Origin of the sequence: Rhizobium sp. RU33A (genome assembly GCF_900156055.1) — a bacterium.
Lineage (GTDB): Bacteria > Pseudomonadota > Alphaproteobacteria > Rhizobiales > Rhizobiaceae > Allorhizobium.
Window position 1 is genome coordinate 975,859 of the sequence record NZ_FTMQ01000001.1, and the last position, 19,093, is coordinate 994,951.

Below are 19,093 nucleotides of genomic sequence, written 5' to 3' on the forward strand. Positions count from 1 at the left end.
ATGCAACAAATCGATCACCAGCCCACGGCTGGTCCGAAAGATGCACGCAGTCTTTTTCTTCTCGCGCTCGGTTCTGTTGGTGTCGTCTACGGCGACATCGGCACCAGCCCGCTTTATGCCTTCCGCGAGGCCCTGAAGCCGATCGGTGTCGACGGTATCACCCGCGTCGAAATCATCGGGCTTATCTCGCTGATGATCTGGTCGCTGACGATCATCGTGACGCTCAAATATGTCCTCTTCCTGCTGCGTGCCGACAATGACGGCGAAGGCGGCACCCTGTCGCTTCTGGCGCTGCTCTCGAAGTCGGCAAACGGTCACGGCCCGGTCCTGATGGTGCTGGGCCTGATTGGCGCCGCACTCTTCCTCGGCGATTCCATGATCACGCCGGCGCTCTCGGTCTTGTCGGCCGTCGAGGGCTTGAAGCTGGTCGCGCCCGATATGTCCGATTACATCGTGCCGATCTCGCTTGCGATCCTGATCGGCCTCTTTGCGGTCCAGTCACGCGGAACGGGGGCCGTCGCCCGCTTCTTCGGGCCGATCACGGCGCTCTGGTTCATCGTCATGGCAGCTGGCGGCATCATCCATATCTTCGATGACGTCGGCATCTTTGCCGCCTTCAATCCATGGTATGCGGCAAGCTTCCTGCTGCACGAAGGCTTCCTCGGCATTGTTGTCCTTGGCGCCGTCTTCCTGACGGTCACGGGTGCGGAAGCGCTCTATGCCGACCTTGGCCATTTCGGCCGCAAGCCGATCCAGATCGCCTGGTTCGCGCTGGTCTTTCCGGCACTGGTGCTGAATTATCTGGGGCAGGGGGCGCTGGTCCTCAGCGATCCCTCCACGGCCTCGGATCCCTTCTTCCTGATGTTTCCATCCTGGGCGCTGTTGCCGATCGTGATCCTCGCCACCTTCGCCACCATCATTGCCAGCCAGGCGGTGATCACGGGTGCGTTTTCGCTGGTTCGCCAGGCGATCCACCTCGGCTTCCTGCCGCGCATGCAGATCCTGTTCACGTCAGAAACCCAGAGCGGCCAGATCTATCTTCCCTCGGTGAACACGCTTCTGCTCATCGGCGTTCTCTCGCTGGTTCTGCTCTTTGGAAGCTCGGAGGCGCTGGCCACCGCCTACGGAATCTCTGTGACCGGCGCCATGGTGGTGACGACCATCATGGCGTTCGAATTCGTCCGCAAGAAATGGAACTGGAGCCTGGCGCTGGCCGCGGCCGTCCTGACCCCGCTGCTCCTGCTTGAGCTCGTCTTCCTCGGCGCGAACCTTTTGAAGATCCATGATGGCGGCTACATACCCGTGCTCTTCGCCGCAGCCTTCACGGTGGTCATGTGGACCTGGCGTCGCGGCACGGCGATCCTCTTCCAGAAGACCCGCCGCGACGATGTCCCGCTCGAAGCCTTCATCGCCATGATCGAGAAGAAGGGCGAACACGGTCCGACTTGCGTGACCGGCACGGCAATCTTCCTGACCAGCGACCCGACTCGCGCGCCGGCCGCCTTGATGCACAATCTGAAGCACAACCACGTCATTCATGAGCGCAACATCATCCTGACCATCCGCACGCTGGGACGCCCTCGCATTGCTGAGGAGCATCGGTTTGCGGTCGAGGAATTGTCGGAACGCTTCTCGCGCGTCGAGATCCGCTTCGGTTTCATGGAAACGCAAAACGTCTCCAAGACGCTGGCGAGCCTGCGCCGGGGCGGATTGAAGTTCGACATCATGTCGACCTCCTTCTATCTCGGCCGTCGCAAGCTGGTCGCCGGTCAGGGCATGGGCATGCCCCACTGGCAGGACCGGCTCTACATCGCGCTTGCGGAAGCCGCAGCAGACCCGTCCGACTATTTCCGCCTGCCGGCCAATCGGGTGATCGAACTCGGATCTCACGTCATCATCTGACCGGCCCAACGTCCCTCCGTGAGCTTCAGGACCGTCGGCGTGCTCGGCGGTCCGCTCGTTTTTGCCGCAATGCTCCCGAAGCTGTGATCGCGCATTAACCAAGCATCAAGGTTAACGAGAGATATTCCTCTAATGTAATCCTGTTTGGGTTCGAAGCATCGGACCCGTGTCAGCGTGTGTTGGAGTGTGGCCTTGCGTCCCAAGTTTCGTCCTTCGAAGAAGGTCCTCTCCCGACTGGAGAACTGGACCTCTCCCCTGGTCTTCGGCCTCGCGTCCTGGCTGATTTTTCCCTCCGTTGCCGCACAGGCCGATATGGCGGGCCTTCTGACGGGTCTCGACCGTGGCGCCAGCAACTGGCGCATGGTGATGACATCAACGCCGGCCGGCTCGATCCACGAAGCCAATCTTGCCTTCTCTGAAGGGGAGGCGTCCGAAGCGCTATCCGGTGGTGCTGGCCTGATCCTGCCCGACGGCCGCCGCATTGCCTTCGACGGCGGCAAGGCGGACCCTGATTCGTTGCCGGACGAAATGCGCGTCACCCGCGACCAGAAGAAGGGCCGGGTGATGGCCGTCGAGCCCATGCTGCCGCCGCGCGCCTTCTCGGCCGGATCGATCCTGCAGCGGACGAGCTCGCTCATGGATCCGGAGCTTGGAGCGCCATCCGTCTTTGCCCGCGAAGAAGACAAGACCAAGCCCGTCGAGCTCGCAAGCTTCTATTTCAAGCGCGAAAAGCCGACCGCCGATCCCTCCCTGTCGCCGATGATTGCTGATCTTGTGACCAATTCCGTGCCTGATGTGCTGGCGACCGCCTATGCGCCGCCGGCCCCGGACTATGCGAGTGTCTCGCCCTTCGACAGCATCCTGACCGACCAGCAGGAAGACCAGGGTCGTTTCATCCCCGATATCGACCCGAAGGATCACGCCTGGGCCGCGACGCCGCTGCCGGCAGCCGTCTTCTCCGACAAGGAGCAGAAGTGCCTGGCGGAAGGCATCTACTTTGAAGCCCGGGGCGAATCGGTGAAGGGTCAGGCCGCCGTCGCCCAGGTCATCCTCAACCGCGTGCGCAATCCGCATTATCCCGATACGATTTGCGGCGTGGTCTATCAGAACGAAAACTGGCGCAACCGTTGCCAGTTCTCCTTCGCCTGCGATCGTATCCCCGACATCGTCGCGTCGCCGCGCCACTGGAAGATTGCTAAGGAAATCGCCATGGCCGTCACCGCCGGCAAGATCTGGTTCAAGGATGTCGGCTCTGCCACCCATTACCACGCGACCTATGTCAGCCCGGCCTGGGGGCCGACGATGAAGCGCGTCGACAAGATCGGCAAGCACATCTTCTACCGCACCTATGGCGGCGGCTGGAGCTGAAAATCCTTCAGCGCAGCTGGTCGAGCCAATTCGACAGCAGCGGTACGATGAGGAACGATGCAGCATAAGTGAGTGGCACCGCGACGAAGATGGTAAGCATCGGCGTCAGGTTGCCCTCCGGGCCGAAGGCGAATGCCGCCTGCACGCCGATCATCCAGCCGAGGATGACGCTGATCAGGATGCGGACAAAGAAGCGCGTCATTTCATCCCCCGGGCAGGACTTCTCCCTCGAGCCTCCCATGTCTGTCCGCGTTCGGCAATCTGCTTGCCGCGGCCTGCACGAGGCCAGCGATGACGCGAGCCACACGTCTCCGTGAATGTGGCAGATTCTGGTCCATGCTTGCGACGGATTGACCGGATTTGTCGTCCGTCATCTGCGACGATTCTGCATCTTGGACTTAAGTCTATGATTTTTCGAGGTTAATTTGTGGTGAAACTTGGTGCTGTGACGCCTTGACTATGCAGGGGCTCAAAATTATGGTGCGGCCGACTTCAAAGCGGGCCAGAAGGGTTTCTATCTCGCCGTTTCTGCATTCAATTCGGGCGCATAAACGGCGCTTGAGACAGGCGACGGTCGGAGAAAGCCATGACGGACCACCGGGAAGAAGATCTGGAAGAGCGCCGCAGACGGCTGACCACGGAACTCGCTGAGCGGGACGCCAAGGTCAAGGACGACGAGCGAGCCGAGATCAATGCCGACCAGACCCGCAAGGGGTATGGTATGGCAATGAAGATCTCGAGCGAATTCATCTCCGCCATCATTGTTGGTGCCATCCTGGGTTATCTTTTCGACTACTTTGTGGGCACGGGGCCATGGGGCATGATCGTCATGCTTCTCATCGGTTTCTGCGCCGGCGTGTTGAACGTCATGCGCGTCGTCGGGATCGTGGCATCGCCACATCCAGCGGATCGCAGACTGGACTTGGACGACAAGGGTAACGGTCGCTAACGCGCCGGCCCCAAAACGAGAATGACCGCTTCGGCGGCGAAAGCGAAAGAGCAGAACGTGGCAAACGATCCCACTTCCCAGTTCCTTGTGAAGCCGATTGTACCGATCGAAATCGGCGGGATTGATTTTTCGTTCACCAACGCTTCCCTGTTCATGGTGGCAACGGTCGCCGCTGCCTCGGGCTTCCTCTACTTCTCGACCGCCAATCGCGGGCTGATCCCGACGCGCATGCAGTCGGTCGCCGAAATGGCCTACGAGTTCATTGCCTCCATGCTGCGCGAAGGCGCCGGCTCCAAGGGCATGCATTTCTTCCCGATGGTTTTCTCGCTGTTCATGTTCGTCCTGACGGCAAACCTGCTCGGCATGTTCCCTTACTTCTTTACGATCACCAGCCAGATCATTGTCACTTTCGCTCTGTCGATGTTCGTGATCCTGACGGTTCTGATCTACGGCTTCTACAAGCACGGGCTGCACTTCCTCTCGATCTTTGCGCCGTCTGGCGTGCCGGTGGCACTCCTGCCGCTGGTATCCACGATTGAGGTCGTGTCCTTCCTGTCGCGCCCGATCAGCCTTTCGGTTCGTCTCTTCGCCAACATGCTGGCCGGTCACATCACGCTCAAGGTCTTTGCAGGCTTCGTCGTGTCGATGAGTGCTGCCGGTGCCGTCGGCGTCGCAGGCTCCATTCTGCCCCTCATCATGACGGTCGCCATGACCGGTCTCGAATTTCTCGTTGCCTTCCTGCAGGCTTACGTCTTTGCGGTACTGACTTGCATGTACCTGAACGACGCCGTGCATGGTGGTCACTGAGAATAATGTCGCTGGCCCCGGTTTCCCGGGTGTCAAAAACAGCCGCAACAACCCATTCGAAGGAGTATCCATATGGAAGCGGAAGCAGCAAAGTACATCGGCGCGGGTCTCGCATGCCTCGGCATGGCTGGTACGTCCCTCGCTCTCGGCCGTATCTTCGGTGACTACCTGACCGGCGCACTGCGCAACCCGTCTGCCGCTGACAGCCAGTTCGGCCGTCTGGTATTCGGCTTCGCCGTTACGGAAGCTCTGGGCATCTTCTCGCTGCTCATCGCTCTCCTTCTCCTGTTCGCCGTCTAATAACGGCTGGAGTTTGAGATCACGGCGCGCCGACAAGGCAGCCGTGATCTCGCGCATTTGAGCATACACCTGGAGGTGAGCATGTTTGTGACCCCCGCCTTTGCCCAGGAAACCCCGGCAGAAGGCCAGCTTCACACAGAGACCGGCGTGGCCCACGACGAGGCTCATGGCGGCGGCGTGTTCCCGCCGTTCGATTTTTCGACCTATCCGTCGCAGCTTCTGTGGCTGGTGATCACGTTCAGCGTGTTCTACATGCTCATGCAGAAGGTCATCGTTCCGCGCGTCGGCGGCATTCTCGAGAACCGCCACGACCGCATCGCTCAGGATCTCGACGAGGCTGCTCGTCTGAAGTCCGAAGCCGATGCCGCCATCGAAACCTACGAGCGCGAGCTGACCGCGGCCAAGGCGAAAGCCGGCCAGATCGCTTCTACCGCTCGTGATGCATCCAAGGCCAAGGCCGATGCAGAGCGTGCCGCGATCGAGACGGAACTGTCCGCCAAGATCGCCGCTGCCGAAAGCCGCATCGCCGACATCAAGGCTCGCGCTTTTGCTGAAGTCGACACCATCGCCATCGACACCGTCGGTACGATCGTCGAAGAACTGATCGGCGCCAAGTCGACCGCAGCCGACATCAAGGCCGCCGTCTCCGGCGTCGCCAAGCAGGGAGCGTAAGCATCATGGACGCTTCATTTTTCGCACTCGTTGCCCTCGTTCTCTTCTTCGTCCTGCTCGCCTACCTGAAGGTACCGGGCATGATGGGCAAGGCACTGGACGAGCGCGCGGACAAGATCCGTGACGAACTGGCCGAAGCCAAGCGCCTGCGTGAAGAGGCCCAGCACCTGCTGGCCGAATACCAGCGCAAGCGTAAGGAAGCCGAAGCCGAGGCTGCAGCCATCGTGGCCGCCGCCGAGCGCGAGGCCGCGGCCCTGACCGCGGAAGCCAAGCAGAAGACCGAAGAGTTCGTTGCTCGCCGCAACGCGCTTTCTGAGCAGAAGATCAAGCAGGCCGAGACTGAAGCCGTGAACGCCGTTCGCGCCGCAGCTGTCGACCTGGCGATTGCCGCTGCCGAAAAGGTTCTGGCGAAGAAGTCCGACGAAGCCGTGCAGCAGACGCTGTTCAAGGCTTCCATCGGTGAAGTGAAGTCGCGCCTCAACTGAGGCGGGCGAACCGCTGACATCGTCTTGATTCTGACGCCCCGATCGGTTTGCGCTCGGGGCGTTTTCATGTCCGCGTGTAGCCTGCCGAGATGGATAAAGCGCGAAGCACGGTCGTCGGTACTCTGTGGCGTGCACGCCAGCTTACGGTTCCAGGTGCGCGCAGATGTGAGGACTAGAGGTCTGCGTCCGCTGGCGTGGCGGTGATCTTCAGCGGTCGGAAACTCATCCGGTGCAAGGGGCAGGGGCCGTGGGTCACGATCGCGCTGCGGTGGCGGTCCGTGCCGTAGCCCGCATGGACCTCAAAGCCGTAGTCGGGATAGACGAGGCCAACTCTCACCATCATCCGGTCCCGCATGACCTTTGCGACGATCGAGGCGGCAGCGATCGAGACAGATCGGGCGTCGCCCTTGACCACCGCTTCACCCGAGCACAAAAGGTCGAGCGGCACGTCGCGTCCGTCGGCGAGCACATGCCGGGCCTCCTGATCGAGGCCGGCCACGGCCCGGCGCATGGCATCAAGGCTCGCCTTGCGGATGTCGATGAGATCGATGCGTTTGGGCGAGGAGGAAGCGATCGAAACGGTCGCTTCGGCCAGGATATGCTCATAGAGCACCTCGCGCTGGGCGGCGGAAAGCTTCTTGGAATCGTTAAGCCCGTCGGGGATCCGCTCTGGATCGAGGATCACGGCTGCGGCGACCACCGGGCCCGCCAGAGGCCCGCGGCCGGCCTCGTCGGTCCCGGCCACAGGCCAAAGGCCCTGACGCTTGGCGCGGCTCTCAAGTGAGAAATCCGGGACAAGCGGCATGTCGGGAAAGAGGTCAGGAGAATCGGGTGGCGTGCGTCGTTTCATGCGGCAGAAATCGCACGCGCACCCGACCTCCTGCAAGTCCCCGGTCCCGATCGCGATCATGGCGACAGGGGCGGCTTACCAGGGACTACATCCGGTGCGAGGCGGCGGACAACAGCACCGGAATACGAAAACAAACTCTACTCAGAGCAGCGACAGCTGCACTCCGTCGCTATCGGGCGAGATAAACAGGTCTTCCCTGAGATGCAGGCTGCGGCGCATCAGGCCGAGCCGCTTGGTCGCCATCTCGAAGCGACGGCTGATCTGCCAGGCATAGGGACCGGCACCCTTCATCCGCTTGCCGAATTCGGCATCGTAATCCTTGCCGTCGCGCATCGAACGCACCAGCGACATCACGTGCCGATAGCGATCCGGGTAATGCTGCAGCAGCCAGTCGCGAAACAAGGGGCTCACTTCCAGCGGCAGACGGAGCAGCACATAACTTGCCTCCGTCGCCCCTGCGGCCTTGCCGCTGTCTAGGATCCGTTCGATCTCGTGGTCGTTCAGGGCAGGAATCACCGGCGCCACCATCACGGCCACGGGAACGCCTGCCTCCGATAGGGTCCTGATCGCCTCCAGCCGCCTGGCCGGTGTCGACGCGCGAGGCTCCATGGTTCGTGCGAGCTTGCGATCCAGCGTCGTCACCGAGATGCCGACTTTCACCAGTCCGCGCTCGGCCATCGACGTCAGGATGTCGATATCGCGCAGGATGAGCGCCGACTTCGTCACGATCACAACCGGATGGTTCGCCTTGTCCAGGACTTCCAGGATCTGTCGCATGATCCGCCATTCCCGTTCGATCGGCTGATAGGGATCGGTATTGGTGCCGATGGCGATCGGCTTCACCTTGTAGCCCGGCTTCGACAGTTCTCGTTCCAGCAGGCGCGGCGCATCCGGCTTGGCAAACAGCTTCGCCTCGAAGTCGAGGCCTGCCGACAGACCCATATAGCTGTGGGTCGGCCGGGCAAAGCAGTAGATGCAGCCATGCTCGCAGCCCCGATAGGGGTTGATCGAGCGGTCGAAGGGAATGTCGGGTGAATCGTTGCGGGTGATGACCGTGCGCGGCTTCTCGACCTGGACTTCGGTCCTGAAGGGCGGCATGTCCTCGAGCGTATGCCAGCCGTCATCGAAGGCGACGCGCTCCTGGCTCTCGAATCGGCCGGCCGGATTGATCCCAGCCGCGCGTCCGCGCCGCCGATCGATCTCGATCCGCATGCCGGACGCATTCATCAGTGCATCGGCAATATCTGCCGTATTGCCGGGCTGAAAGGCAGCCTGGCTCACAAGAGACAGCTCGGTCATGTTTGGCTCCTCGCGGGCTAACCAGCCTCGCTCAATGACTTTATTCCTAAGCGAAAAAAGAGAACAATGCAAGAACAAACTTCAGAAACTGTCTGTGGCAAAACTTTGTGCAATGCGATAGATATAGGCAATGCTGACAGTGATCATGGAATGCCACAACCAGGAACCCGAGCTCGCACAGACCTTGTCCGTGCTGGTGGCCGGTGCTGTCGAAGGCCTGGTCAGCGATGTCATCGTGCTTGACCACGGCTCGACCGATGGCTCGGCCGTCGTTGCCGACGCCGCCGGCTGCCGCTTTTATCAGCAATGGGACATGAAGGACGTACTGGCTTCTGCGCGGGGTGAATGGCTGCTGCTGATCGAACCTGGCGCGCGGCTCGGCCAGGGCTGGGTGGACGAGGTCGCGGAATATGTCGCGCTGAACAAGGCGCCTGCCCGTTTCTCCGAATCGCGGCTTTATCGGTTGCCTTTCTATCGCCGGCTGACCCGCTCGACGCCACTGCTTGAGAATGGCCTGCTCATCCCGAAGCGTCAGGCACAGGGTCTTGCAGGCGAGGGCAGGGAGCTGTTGCAGCTGGCGCGCGGCCATAAGCCACGTCGGCTCGCCTCCGAGATCATTCCGTCCTGGGTCGCCCGCGAGGCGCGCCGCTGATCAGCCCTGGCTGCGCTTCAGGTGCTCGTCGAGCCTGGGCATGATTTCCACGAAATTGCAGGGCATGTGGCGGTAGTCGAGCTGCAGCCTGATGATCCCGTCCCAGGCATCCTTGCAGGCGCCAGGAGAGCCGGGCAGGACGAAGATGAAGGTGGCATTGGCGACGCCCCCCGTCGCGCGGGACTGGATCGTCGATGTGCCGATCTTGTCGTAGGAGATGCGGTGAAAGACCTCCGAGAAGCCGTCCATGCGCTTTTCGAACAGCGGCTCCAGTGCCTCAGGCGTCACGTCGCGCCCGGTAAAGCCCGTGCCCCCGGTGGTGATGACGACATCGATCTCGGGCGTCTTCGTCCAGCTCTCGACCTGATCCCGGATCGCCGTCTTGTCGTCCTTGACGATCGCCCGGGCAACAAGCCGGTGACCGGCCTCTTCGATGCGCGCGACGAGCGTATCGCCCGATTTATCGTCGGAAAGGCTGCGGGTGTCGGAAACGGTGAGCACCGCAATGCCAACGGGAATGAAGGGGCGACTCTCGTCGATACGGCTCATCGGCTCTCTCCCGGAACGGTGCGTGTGAGGAGCACATACCAGTTCGGCCGATAGGCCGAAAGCGCCAGAGCCGCCTTCATCGCCGCAGCCTCAGTCTCGTACAGCCCGAAACAGGTGGCGCCCGAGCCGGACATGCGCACGTAACCGGCAAGGCTCTGCCGCAAGAGGTCGCAGGCCTCGGCAATCTCCGGCACCAGCGCTTCGGCCGGCGGCTGAAGGTCGTTGCGCAGGGCTGAAAGCGACTGCATCCAGTCGACCGCGTTGGAGGCCGAGCCTACCTCGCCGATCGGTGGATTGTCGCGGCGCCGAAGGCTGCGAAAGATCTCCGGCGTGGAAACGGGCTTGAGCGGATTAACGAGGACCAGCGGCAGAGAGGGCATATCTGCCTTCTCGATTTCCTCGCCTATCCCACGCGCGCGCAACGGCGTCGAGGCAAGGCACATCGGCACATCGGCGCCGAGCTGCACTGCGATCTGCTGCAGCGTCTCCGCCGGCAGTTCCGCCTTCCAAAGCTTGAGCAGACCCCGCAGCGTCGCTGCCGCATCTGCCGAGCCACCGCCGATCCCCGACGCGATCGGCAGGCTCTTGTCGAGAAGAATGGAAACGGCGCCATGTGGCTGGCCGCATTCGTCGAGGGTGGCCCGAAGCAGATCACGGGCCTTCAGAACCAGATTGTCCTCGGCTGAAAGCTCGGCCCCAAAACGCCCGACGACACGGAAACTGTCTGTGTCTGCCGTCTCGAAGGTGAGTTCGTCGCCGTCCTCGGCAAAGGTCACGAGACTGTCGAGAAGATGATAGCCGTCGTCCCGCCGACCTGTGACGTGCAAAGCAAGATTGATCTTGGCCGGAGCCGTCTCGACGATCCGCTCCGGCCGGCGCTCTGCAATGTCTGTCATGCGGCTCAGGTCTTCTTGTCGTCTTTCTTGGGCTCTTCGACCGGCTTGGTCTCGACCTTTGCGGCATCAGACACGATCGGCGGCAGGCCCTTTTCGATCTTCGCCTGGATCTTCGGAACCTCGATCTCTTCCGGCTCGGATGCCAGTGCCCGCTTCCACTGATAGGTGGCCTCGAGCTTGCGTCCTACCCGCCAATAGGCATCACCCAGATGGTCGTTGATCGTGGGATCACCAGCGCGCAATTCGACGGCCCGTTCCAGTTCGACAACCGCTTCCTCGAAGCGACCGAGGCGATAATAGGCCCAGCCGAGCGAATCGACGATGTAGCCGTCGTCCGGCCGAAGCTCGACCGCCTTCTTGATCATCTCCAGACCTTCCTGGAGATTGCGGTTCATGTCGACCCAGGAATAGCCGAGATAATTCAGCACCTGCGGCTGATCCGGATTGAGCTCCAGCGCCTTGTGGAAGTTCGGCTCCGCCGTGTCCCACTTCTTCAGCCGCTCATAGGCGATGCCACGCTGGAAGAAGACCGACCAGTGGTTCCGCGCCGGGTTCGGACCGATGATCTCGATCGCCTTGTCGTAATTCTCCGCCATGGCCGCATAATCTTTGGCATCGGACAGCACGCTGCCATAGGCGAGGTAGCTTCTGATATCCTGCGGATCGGAGGCGATGAGGGCGAGCAGATGTTCGCGCGCTTCCTGAACTTTTCCGGTTTCGGCGAGCGTCAGGCCGAGCTGGAGCTCGGAAATGCGCCGCATCGGCGAGGTCTCGGGCACCTGCCGGTAAAAGGCGATCGCCTTTTCCGGCTGCTTTGCATTCTCGGCGATCCCGCCAAGCAGGATCAGTGTATCGGCGGCATCCTTGTCCAGCGCATGCGACAGCTGGAGATAGAGCATGACAGTGTCTTCGGCACCTTCACGGTTCAGCGCGCCACCGATCGAGAAGAGAACACCGGCCGCGCCTTGCGCCGCCGATGCGACGACCGGCTTCGGCTGGCCGCCGGCTTCGATTTCGGTGCGGAGCGCCTTGAAGGGGGCGAAGTTGGTGATCAGTTCGTCGCCGGCCGCCAGAGCATCGAGTGCCTTCTGCCTGTTGCCGGCCTGGGCCTCAAGGGTCGCGAGTGCGATGACTGCACGGGCAAACGTGTCCGGCGCCGTCGCCCCGCCATTGCGATCGGTAACCGTGTCCGTCAGCGCCTTGCGCGCGGCGTCGACGTCGCCGATCATCGCGGCCATCACGCCGGCATTGTAATTGCTGAAAATGCCGTACCAGCTCGGACCATCGAGATCCTGCACGAGTTTCAGGGCTTCCTCGCCCTTGCCTTCGCCGACCTTGGTCCATGCGATCAGCAACTGGTTCATCAGCCGGTCGAGATCGTTTGGTCCCTGGTACTTGAAGTGCTCGAGCGCCTGCGCAAAGTCGCCATCGCGGATGGCGCGAAAGCCGAGAGCCACTGAGGTGACGCGCTCAACCGCCGGATCGTTTTCCAGAACCTTGGCGAGATCTGCGCCCTCGTCGAACTCGCCGTTCATGATGAGCGAGATCATCAGCCGCTGCTGAAGCTCAAGTTCGTTCGGCGTAAACTCCAGGGCCTTCTTGTAGAACTTCACAGCACTCGGATAATCGCGATCCGCTTCCGCTGTCCGGGCGGCCAGGAAGGCGCCCGCGAAGGAATCGACGCTACCGATATCGAAACTCTCGGCTTCCGTGGGCTGGGCATTGGCAGCAGCAAGCGCCAGCGGCGCCTGTGAGACGCTGAGCAGCAACGCGAGCGCGGTGCCGGCGAGAGTGCGAAGGGCAAAGCTTTGCCGCATGAACGAGCCTTTCAAGAACCGAGAGCAACCGCAGGTCGCCCGCGCGCGGGCGATTGGCGATGATTCATGGATAGAATGGCTTTTTTGAAGCAGCCCCGCAAGGCAATCGCTGGATCTGCGTCAATTCACGCGCGAGATGCAGAAGTCGATCACGTCGTTGAGGGCGCTTTTCCACGGCGTCTCGGGCAGGGGCGCCAAGGCGTCGCGTGCGATCGTGCCGTAATGCTGTGCCCGCTGGATCGTGTCGGTGAGCGCGCCATACTTGCCGATCAGGCCGAGTGCCTTTTCGAGCCGCAGATCATCGTTCTGCCCGCCTTCGATCGATTCCTTCCAGAATTCCCGCTCCGCAGCCGTGCCACGACGATAGGAAAGAATGACGGGCAGGGTGATCTTGCCTTCGCGGAAATCGTCTCCGACATTCTTGCCGGTCTCGGCAGCCTTGCCGCCATAGTCCAGCACGTCATCGACCAGTTGGAAGGCGAGGCCGAGATTCATGCCGTATGACTTCATCGCGCTGCGGGTCGCCTTGTCGGTGCCGGCAACGATCGGGCCGACCTCGGCAGCAGCCGCAAACAGCGCTGCGGTCTTCGCGCGGATGACGGCGAGATAGTCGTCTTCCGTCGTCTCCATGTTCTTGGCGACGGAAAGCTGCAGCACTTCACCCTCGGCGATCACGCAGGCCGCGGTCGACAGCACGTCGAGCGCCTCGAGCGAGCCGACTTCGACCATCATGCGAAACGCCTGACCGAGCAGGAAGTCGCCGACAAGGACGCTTGCCTGGTTGCCCCAGATGGTGCGGGCGGTGTTCTTGCCGCGCCGCAAATCGCTTTCGTCGACCACATCGTCATGCAGAAGCGTCGCCGTATGCATGAACTCGACGGAGGTCGCGAGCTTGATGTGATGGTCACCCTCGTAACCGAACATTGACGCCGTCGCGAGTGTCAGCATCGGGCGCAGTCGCTTGCCGCCTGATGAGATCAGGTGGTTCGCCACCTCCGGGATCATCTGAACGTCCGAGCCTGCCTTCGACAGGATCAGCTGGTTGACGCGCTCCATGCCGCTTTTGGTCAGGTCCACCAGAGGCTTGACGGATGCCTGTTTGTTTTTGCTTTCCTCAAGCGGTATGACTACGCCCAACGCACCGGACTCCTGTTCAGTTTGGTTGCCGACCATAAAAAGCCGGGAAGGCCACGGCAAGGGGCGAATTGCCTCGGCCTGTGCCTGAAAGCCGGTTTAGCTGTTAACAGTGAGTTCTGAAATCGATGCATGAGATCATTCGCAGCAACGACGTCGTCCTGCTCTCCTTTGCCGAAAGCCTGATGCGCGACGCCGGGATCGCCTCGATGATCGCAGACCAGTCCATGAGCATCCTCGAGGGCTCGCTCGGCATGCTGCAGCGTCGCCTGCTGGTGGATTCCGATTGTATCGATCAGGCGCGCCGCATTCTCACCGATGCCGGCCTGGGTGCCGAACTGCGCGATCCCGAGGCTTGAGGACGATATGGCGGCAGGCTCGGAGCCCCTCGTCGAACAGATAGCGGCAGAGACCGTCGATGCCTTTCATCGCGGCCGCTTCCATCTCGTGCAGCCGGTTGGACATGGCCATCGCGCAGGCATGGATGCCATGCTGCTCGCCTCTCTGGTCGTGGATGATCGCCCGATCCGGCTTGCCGATCTCGGCGCTGGAGCAGGAGCCGCCGGTCTGGCCGTCGCTACCCGCCTGCCGACAGCGTCCGTCGTCCTGGTCGAACGCTCGCCGCACATGGCCGCTTTCGCCCGCAAGAGCCTCGCCTTGCGGGAAAACGCAGAGCTTGCCGTGCGCGCCGAGGTCATCGAGGCCGATGTTACGCTGACCGGCAAGGCGCGCTTCGCAGCCGGCCTCCCCGATAACAGCTTCCATCACGTCATCATGAACCCGCCTTTCAACGATCCCGGCGACCGCAAGACGCCGGATGCCCTGAAGGCCGAGGCCCATGCGATGACGGAGAATTTGTTCGAGAGCTGGATCCGAACCGCCGGCGCCATAACGACTCCCGGCGGGCAACTCTCGCTGATCGCAAGACCCCAGTCGATCGGCGAGATCATTGCCGCCTGCGGCCGGCGTTTCGGCGGCCTGGAGATCACGGCGATCCATCCACGCGAGGGCGAAAATGCCACCCGTATCCTGGTCACCGCGATCAAGGGCTCACGGGCAAGGCTCCAGCTGCGCGCGCCTCTCCTGATGCACGATCGGGCGGAAAGCCATGCCTTCGCCCCCTTGGTCGACGACCTGAGCAACGGCCGCGTGGGTTATCGACGGCTGCGTTGAAAACACTCATTTTTTGAGCAAACCATTGTGTTTGCGCCGGCGCGTCTTACATCTCCGGTCAGAGTGATGATCCTGAGGAGTTGAAACGCGACCATGGCAGACTTTCTGAAACGGCTGGTTCCCAAGCGCTTCCAGAAGAAGGGTATCGTCATTCCGGTCGTCAGGCTGCACGGTCCGATCATGAGCGGCGGCTCGCGCTTTCGCCCTGCCTTGAACCTTTCCTCGGTTGCCGGCCAGCTGGAAAAGGCATTCGGCATGAAGGATAGCCCCGCCGTGGCGCTGTCGATCAACTCGCCGGGCGGTTCTCCTGTTCAGTCGCGCATGATTTATGACCGTATCCGGGCGCTGGCCGAAGAAAAGAACAAGCGTGTACTCGTCTTCGTCGAGGATGTCGCAGCGTCTGGCGGCTACATGATCGCGATCGCTGGCGACGAGATCATCGCCGATGCGACTTCGATTGTCGGCTCGATCGGCGTCGTCTCTGGCGGTTTCGGCTTCCCCGAACTCCTGAAGAAGATAGGCGTCGAACGCCGTGTCTACACGGCGGGCGAGAACAAGGTGATCCTCGATCCCTTCCAGCCGGAAAAGGAAAGCGACATCGAGTACCTGAAGACGCTGCAGCTTGAGATCCACCAGATCTTCATCGACATGGTCAAGGCCCGTCGCGGCACGGTACTTTCTGCAGATCCGACACTGTTCTCCGGTCTGTTCTGGACGGGCCGCAAGGGCCTGGAACTCGGGCTTGTCGATCGCCTCGGCGGCCTGCGCGACGAGATCAAGACCCGCTACGGCAAGGATGCGCGCCTCGAACTGATCGGTGCCCCGAAGGGCCTCTTCGGCCGGCGGGCACCTGGCATTGGTGCTTTTGCCGCGCCTGACGAGATTGTGGTCCAGGCGGTCGCCGGCCTTGCCGAGACGCTCGAAGAAAAGGCACTATGGAATCGCTACGGTCTTTGACCGGCGTGATGAAGAAGGGCGTAACGGCGAGGGGACATGGCGCAGCTGATATTTCTGACGATCCTGGTGGGTGGTGCCTGGTTGCTCTATCGCCGCTTCGTCGCGGATGCGGAGAAATTGGCGGCCAAATCGCGGGCCGAGGAAAAAGAGCGCGAGAACCAGGCGATCGGGACCCTCATTCAGGATCCCGAGACCGGAGAGTATCGGCCCCGGCGCGAGGATGACGATTGATCGATATCCCTCTGTCTTGAGTTCGGCACGTCGAGACGATACCTAAGGAAAAATAGCGGCGTTCAGGGCGTTTTGAGCCCCGCTTCGCGTATCGCCAAGTCCCGGAGTCCCATGAGCCAGACCATGAATTTTCTCGGTATACCGGGGCGAGTGGCAGACGATATAAGTGCATTCGACTGGAGCAGCACATCGCTCGGGCCGCCCGAAACCTGGCCGCCCGCCTTGGTGACGACGCTTCGGCAGGTTCTCGCCACGCGTCAACCCATGTGCTTCTGGTGGGGAGACGATCTTCTCCAGTTCTACAACGACGCCTATCTGCCGATGCTCGCCGGCCGGGAGAAAAGCGCGCTCGGTCAGCCGTTTCGCGAGTATTGGGCCGATCTCTGGGAGGGCGTCGAGCCATTCGTGCTGCGTGCTCAGGCGGGCGAGGGCACCTGGATGGAGAACCTTCCCCTGCGCATCCTCCGCAACGGAGTGATGCAGGACAGCTTTTGGACCTTTTCCTATAGCCCTCTCTATGATGACGAGGGAGCGATTGCGGGCATTTTGAACGTGGTCACCGAGACCACGAGCGCGGTTTTGGACCGTCAGGCGCTGCAGCAGGCCTATCTCGAGGCGCAGAAACATCTCGACGAGCGCGAACGGCATGAGGACGAACTCAAGCTTTTGAACCGCGAACTCGCGCACCGGATGAAGAATACGCTCGCCATGGTCCAGTCGATCGTCAGCCAGAGCTTGCGCGGCGCAACCTCGATCCCGGAAGCGGCAACGACGATTGGCGGACGCATCCAGACGCTGGCCAAGGCGCAGGACGTGCTGACGGGCATGAGTGTCACGGCCGCCGAGATCACTGCGATCGCACGAACGGCCGTCGCACCGCATGTCGACGGCGAAGACCGGATCTCGATCGTCGGTCCTCAGGTCTATCTTTCCGCCCAGCAGGCGCTTGGTCTGTCGCTTGCGATCCACGAGCTGGCCACCAATGCCACGAAATACGGTGCCCTTTCGCGGCCGGAAGGCCGCATCAGCGTCCGCTGGAGCAAGGGTGAGGGCAATGGTTTCACCTTCGACTGGCAGGAAAGCGGCGGCCCGCCGGTCACGGAGCCGACCCGTCGTGGTTTCGGCTCGCGGCTGACCGAACGTGTTGTATCCGATCTCTTTCAAGGGCAGGCTGCCATACGCTTCGAGCCGGCAGGCGTGTCCTTTTCGCTGATCGGCAAACTGCACAATGCGGACGATCTCGACAAGTGATCCTTCCATGCTCGTCGGCCATGAGCCGAGACGCTTGACCCTTCCGCCCGCTCATGGCACCAGACGGGCCGCAACCTGAGCCAACCCGATGGATAGCCCGATGACCACGCCCCTTGCCCCGCACATGGACCCCAAGCGCTCCTTTCAGGCGCTGATCCTGACGTTGCATGCCTATTGGGCGGACAAGGGTTGCGCGGTGCTGCAGCCCTACGACATGGAAGTGGGTGCTGGCACCTTCCATCCGGCAACGACGCTGCGCGCGCTCGGCCCTAAGCCCTGGCGCGCCGCTTACGTGCAGCCCTCGCGCCGCCCGTCCGACGGCCGTTACGGCGAAAACCCGAACCGCCTGCAGCACTATTACCAGTACCAGGTCATCCTGAAGCCGAACCCGTCCAACCTGCAGGAACTCTATCTCGGCTCGCTGAAGGCGATCGGGCTTGATCCGCTGCTGCATGACATCCGCTTCGTCGAGGATGACTGGGAAAGCCCCACGCTCGGCGCCTGGGGTCTTGGCTGGGAGTGCTGGTGCGACGGCATGGAAGTCTCGCAGTTCACCTACTTTCAGGCCGTCTGCGGCATCGACTGCTCGCCGGTCGCGGGCGAACTCACCTACGGCCTCGAGCGTCTGGCCATGTATGTCCAGGGCGTCGACAACGTCTATGACCTGAACTTCAACGGCCGCGAAGGCGAAGAGAAGATCTCCTATGGCGACGTCTTCCTACAGGCCGAGCAGGAATATTCCCGCCACAATTTCGAGTTCGCCAATACCGAGATGCTGCACCGCCATTTCATCGATGCCGAGAAGGAATGCCAGGCCCTGCTCGCCGCCGGCGCACCTTTGGACAGTGAAAACCAGCGCCTGCACAAATGCGTCTTCCCGGCCTATGACCAGTGCATCAAGGCATCCCACATCTTCAACCTGCTCGACGCCCGCGGCGTGATCTCGGTGACCGAACGCCAGGCCTATATAGGCCGCGTCCGCGCGCTGGCCAAAAGCTGTGGCGAGGCCTTCCTGTTGACGGATGCGGGCGGAGCGAATTTCGGGCGGGCGGCGTAACGACCTTCGCGTCGAAATGGTTTGAACCCTGAACGAGATGGTCATGACTTTCTCGTGTTGACCCGCTAACGTGCGGCCATATCAGCTGGGAGCCTGCCATTCATGTTCACGACACTTGCCATTCTGGCCGCCATCGGCGCCTACCTCGTCTTCATCTACAACGGCCTAGTCAAGGCGCGGCAGATGGCCGAGGAAGCATGGTCGGGCATCGATGTGCAGTTGAAGCGCCGGGCAGACCTGATCCCGAACCTGATTGAGACGGTGAAGGGTTATGCCGGCCACGAAAAGGGTACGCTTGAGAGCGTCATCGAGCTGCGCAACAAGGCGCAGGCCGTGCCGGCGGGCGATGTCGCCGGCCGCGCCCAGGCCGAAGGCCTGCTCGGGGCGGCGCTGGGTCGGATCATCGCGCTTGCCGAAGCCTATCCGGATCTGAAGGCCAATGAAAACTTCCTCGAGCTGCAGCGCTCGCTGGAAACGGTCGAGGGCGAGATCCAGATGTCACGCCGCTATTACAATGGTGCCGCCCGCGATCTGAACGTCAAGGTCGAGAGCTTCCCGAACAACCTCGTCGCCGGTCAGTTCGGCTTCTCGAAGAAACCCTATTTCGAGATTGCCAACGAGGCCGACCGTGCGGTACCGACGGTCAAGTTCTGACGTCCACTTCCAGCGGGTTCCGGAAAACTGTTCTAAGGTTTTCCAACCAGAACCCGCGACCGGTTAAACAGGCAAAGCACGCTTCTTTGC

Annotated in this window: 22 protein-coding genes; 15 read left to right on the forward strand and 7 right to left on the reverse strand. The window is 61.8% G+C overall.

Annotated elements, in window-relative coordinates; translation table 11 throughout:
• Together BW978_RS04705 and BW978_RS04710 are read left to right on the forward strand one after the other, a co-directional pair.
• On the forward strand, positions 1-1,902 hold the full coding sequence (locus tag BW978_RS04705; RefSeq protein WP_076392641.1) for a potassium transporter Kup: 1,902 nt from the start codon (positions 1-3) through the stop codon (positions 1,900-1,902).
• A gap of 192 nt (positions 1,903-2,094) precedes the next feature.
• The gene (locus BW978_RS04710; RefSeq protein WP_076392643.1) at positions 2,095-3,270 is read left to right on the forward strand and encodes a cell wall hydrolase; all 1,176 of its coding nucleotides are present in this window, start codon (positions 2,095-2,097) and stop codon (positions 3,268-3,270) included.
• A gap of 7 nt (positions 3,271-3,277) precedes the next feature.
• Here BW978_RS04710 and BW978_RS04715 read toward each other — a convergent pair whose 3' ends face one another.
• Entirely contained in the window at positions 3,278-3,472 is a 195-nt protein-coding gene (locus tag BW978_RS04715; RefSeq protein ID WP_076392645.1) for a hypothetical protein, read from the reverse strand.
• 384 nt (positions 3,473-3,856) lie between these two features.
• Here BW978_RS04715 and BW978_RS04720 point away from each other — a divergent pair, with 384 nt between their 5' ends.
• The 5 genes from BW978_RS04720 to BW978_RS04740 all read left to right on the forward strand — a co-directional run bounded on the left by BW978_RS04720 (position 3,857) and on the right by BW978_RS04740 (position 6,483).
• Positions 3,857-4,219, forward strand: coding sequence for an AtpZ/AtpI family protein (locus BW978_RS04720; RefSeq protein ID WP_076392647.1), 363 nt, complete (start codon positions 3,857-3,859; stop codon positions 4,217-4,219).
• Positions 4,220-4,276: 57 nt separating this feature from the next.
• Positions 4,277-5,026 carry a F0F1 ATP synthase subunit A gene (locus tag BW978_RS04725; protein WP_076393216.1) on the forward strand — a complete coding sequence of 250 codons (750 nt, stop codon included), beginning with the start codon at positions 4,277-4,279 and terminating at the stop codon, positions 5,024-5,026.
• Between the two features lie 72 nt (positions 5,027-5,098).
• Positions 5,099-5,326: a F0F1 ATP synthase subunit C gene (locus BW978_RS04730; RefSeq protein WP_006726635.1), complete on the forward strand. Its 228-nt coding sequence runs from the start codon at positions 5,099-5,101 to the stop codon at positions 5,324-5,326.
• 81 nt (positions 5,327-5,407) lie between these two features.
• Entirely contained in the window at positions 5,408-5,998 is a 591-nt protein-coding gene (locus BW978_RS04735; protein WP_076392649.1) for a F0F1 ATP synthase subunit B, read from the forward strand.
• Positions 5,999-6,003: 5 nt separating this feature from the next.
• Positions 6,004-6,483 carry a F0F1 ATP synthase subunit B gene (locus BW978_RS04740; protein ID WP_076392651.1) on the forward strand — a complete coding sequence of 160 codons (480 nt, stop codon included), beginning with the start codon at positions 6,004-6,006 and terminating at the stop codon, positions 6,481-6,483.
• Positions 6,484-6,655: 172 nt separating this feature from the next.
• On the opposite strand, the gene BW978_RS04745 is transcribed toward BW978_RS04740, so the two are convergent.
• Together BW978_RS04745 and BW978_RS04750 are read right to left on the reverse strand one after the other, a co-directional pair.
• A complete protein-coding gene (locus BW978_RS04745; RefSeq protein WP_076392653.1) occupies positions 6,656-7,333 on the reverse strand; it encodes a ribonuclease HII in 678 nt (225 codons plus the stop codon).
• Positions 7,334-7,474: 141 nt separating this feature from the next.
• Complete coding sequence (locus tag BW978_RS04750) at positions 7,475-8,632, reverse strand: PA0069 family radical SAM protein (RefSeq protein ID WP_076392655.1); 1,158 nt, start codon at positions 8,630-8,632, stop codon at positions 7,475-7,477.
• A gap of 130 nt (positions 8,633-8,762) precedes the next feature.
• Between BW978_RS04750 and BW978_RS04755 the strand changes: the two genes are divergently transcribed.
• A complete protein-coding gene (locus tag BW978_RS04755) occupies positions 8,763-9,284 on the forward strand; it encodes a glycosyltransferase family protein (RefSeq protein WP_076392657.1) in 522 nt (173 codons plus the stop codon).
• Here BW978_RS04755 and moaB read toward each other — a convergent pair whose 3' ends face one another.
• From moaB to BW978_RS04775, 4 genes are all read right to left on the reverse strand, one after another.
• A complete protein-coding gene (gene moaB, locus BW978_RS04760) occupies positions 9,285-9,833 on the reverse strand; it encodes a molybdenum cofactor biosynthesis protein B (protein WP_076392659.1) in 549 nt (182 codons plus the stop codon). It lies immediately after the preceding gene.
• Positions 9,830-10,729, reverse strand: coding sequence for a 4-(cytidine 5'-diphospho)-2-C-methyl-D-erythritol kinase (locus BW978_RS04765; RefSeq protein WP_076392661.1), 900 nt, complete (start codon positions 10,727-10,729; stop codon positions 9,830-9,832). The genes moaB and BW978_RS04765 overlap by 4 nt, the downstream gene beginning before the upstream one ends.
• Before the next feature lie 5 nt (positions 10,730-10,734).
• Positions 10,735-12,546 carry a tetratricopeptide repeat protein gene (locus BW978_RS04770; RefSeq protein WP_076392663.1) on the reverse strand — a complete coding sequence of 604 codons (1,812 nt, stop codon included), beginning with the start codon at positions 12,544-12,546 and terminating at the stop codon, positions 10,735-10,737.
• Between the two features lie 120 nt (positions 12,547-12,666).
• Positions 12,667-13,683: a polyprenyl synthetase family protein gene (locus tag BW978_RS04775; RefSeq protein WP_076392665.1), complete on the reverse strand. Its 1,017-nt coding sequence runs from the start codon at positions 13,681-13,683 to the stop codon at positions 12,667-12,669.
• Positions 13,684-13,808: 125 nt separating this feature from the next.
• Here BW978_RS04775 and BW978_RS04780 point away from each other — a divergent pair, with 125 nt between their 5' ends.
• From BW978_RS04780 to BW978_RS04810, 7 genes are all read left to right on the forward strand, one after another.
• Positions 13,809-14,039, forward strand: a complete 231-nt coding sequence (locus BW978_RS04780) for a putative signal transducing protein (RefSeq protein ID WP_076392667.1) — start codon at positions 13,809-13,811, stop codon at positions 14,037-14,039.
• Positions 14,040-14,046: 7 nt separating this feature from the next.
• Complete coding sequence (locus tag BW978_RS04785) at positions 14,047-14,853, forward strand: tRNA1(Val) (adenine(37)-N6)-methyltransferase (protein ID WP_076392669.1); 807 nt, start codon at positions 14,047-14,049, stop codon at positions 14,851-14,853.
• A 93-nt stretch (positions 14,854-14,946) separates the two neighbouring features.
• Complete coding sequence (locus tag BW978_RS04790) at positions 14,947-15,810, forward strand: S49 family peptidase (RefSeq protein ID WP_076392671.1); 864 nt, start codon at positions 14,947-14,949, stop codon at positions 15,808-15,810.
• 36 nt (positions 15,811-15,846) lie between these two features.
• Positions 15,847-16,041 carry a hypothetical protein gene (locus BW978_RS04795; protein WP_076392673.1) on the forward strand — a complete coding sequence of 65 codons (195 nt, stop codon included), beginning with the start codon at positions 15,847-15,849 and terminating at the stop codon, positions 16,039-16,041.
• Positions 16,042-16,152: 111 nt separating this feature from the next.
• Positions 16,153-17,292: a sensor histidine kinase gene (locus BW978_RS04800; RefSeq protein WP_076392675.1), complete on the forward strand. Its 1,140-nt coding sequence runs from the start codon at positions 16,153-16,155 to the stop codon at positions 17,290-17,292.
• Positions 17,293-17,416: 124 nt separating this feature from the next.
• Complete coding sequence (locus BW978_RS04805; protein WP_139330360.1) at positions 17,417-18,349, forward strand: glycine--tRNA ligase subunit alpha; 933 nt, start codon at positions 17,417-17,419, stop codon at positions 18,347-18,349.
• A 102-nt stretch (positions 18,350-18,451) separates the two neighbouring features.
• Positions 18,452-19,003: a LemA family protein gene (locus BW978_RS04810; protein WP_076392678.1), complete on the forward strand. Its 552-nt coding sequence runs from the start codon at positions 18,452-18,454 to the stop codon at positions 19,001-19,003.
• The last annotated feature ends 90 nt before the right edge of the window (positions 19,004-19,093 follow it).

What these genes read in the sequence shown, in the direction of transcription:
- BW978_RS04720 (WP_076392647.1), top strand. Translation starts at nt 3,857, where the DNA reads ATGACGGACCACCGGGAAGAAGATCTGGAAGAGCGCCGCAGACGGCTG.
- BW978_RS04810 (WP_076392678.1), top strand. Translation starts at nt 18,452, where the DNA reads ATGTTCACGACACTTGCCATTCTGGCCGCCATCGGCGCCTACCTCGTC.
- BW978_RS04780 (WP_076392667.1), top strand. Translation starts at nt 13,809, where the DNA reads ATGCATGAGATCATTCGCAGCAACGACGTCGTCCTGCTCTCCTTTGCC.
- BW978_RS04740 (WP_076392651.1), top strand. Translation starts at nt 6,004, where the DNA reads ATGGACGCTTCATTTTTCGCACTCGTTGCCCTCGTTCTCTTCTTCGTC.
- moaB (WP_076392659.1), bottom strand. Translation starts at nt 9,833, where the DNA reads ATGAGCCGTATCGACGAGAGTCGCCCCTTCATTCCCGTTGGCATTGCG.
- BW978_RS04800 (WP_076392675.1), top strand. Translation starts at nt 16,153, where the DNA reads ATGAGCCAGACCATGAATTTTCTCGGTATACCGGGGCGAGTGGCAGAC.
- BW978_RS04730 (WP_006726635.1), top strand. Translation starts at nt 5,099, where the DNA reads ATGGAAGCGGAAGCAGCAAAGTACATCGGCGCGGGTCTCGCATGCCTC.
- BW978_RS04755 (WP_076392657.1), top strand. Translation starts at nt 8,763, where the DNA reads ATGCTGACAGTGATCATGGAATGCCACAACCAGGAACCCGAGCTCGCA.
- BW978_RS04750 (WP_076392655.1), bottom strand. Translation starts at nt 8,632, where the DNA reads ATGACCGAGCTGTCTCTTGTGAGCCAGGCTGCCTTTCAGCCCGGCAAT.
- BW978_RS04770 (WP_076392663.1), bottom strand. Translation starts at nt 12,546, where the DNA reads ATGCGGCAAAGCTTTGCCCTTCGCACTCTCGCCGGCACCGCGCTCGCG.
- BW978_RS04790 (WP_076392671.1), top strand. Translation starts at nt 14,947, where the DNA reads ATGGCAGACTTTCTGAAACGGCTGGTTCCCAAGCGCTTCCAGAAGAAG.
- BW978_RS04715 (WP_076392645.1), bottom strand. Translation starts at nt 3,472, where the DNA reads ATGACGCGCTTCTTTGTCCGCATCCTGATCAGCGTCATCCTCGGCTGG.
- BW978_RS04805 (WP_139330360.1), top strand. Translation starts at nt 17,417, where the DNA reads ATGGACCCCAAGCGCTCCTTTCAGGCGCTGATCCTGACGTTGCATGCC.
- BW978_RS04745 (WP_076392653.1), bottom strand. Translation starts at nt 7,333, where the DNA reads ATGAAACGACGCACGCCACCCGATTCTCCTGACCTCTTTCCCGACATG.
- BW978_RS04765 (WP_076392661.1), bottom strand. Translation starts at nt 10,729, where the DNA reads ATGACAGACATTGCAGAGCGCCGGCCGGAGCGGATCGTCGAGACGGCT.
- BW978_RS04705 (WP_076392641.1), top strand. Translation starts at nt 1, where the DNA reads ATGCAACAAATCGATCACCAGCCCACGGCTGGTCCGAAAGATGCACGC.
- BW978_RS04795 (WP_076392673.1), top strand. Translation starts at nt 15,847, where the DNA reads ATGGCGCAGCTGATATTTCTGACGATCCTGGTGGGTGGTGCCTGGTTG.
- BW978_RS04785 (WP_076392669.1), top strand. Translation starts at nt 14,047, where the DNA reads ATGGCGGCAGGCTCGGAGCCCCTCGTCGAACAGATAGCGGCAGAGACC.
- BW978_RS04735 (WP_076392649.1), top strand. Translation starts at nt 5,408, where the DNA reads ATGTTTGTGACCCCCGCCTTTGCCCAGGAAACCCCGGCAGAAGGCCAG.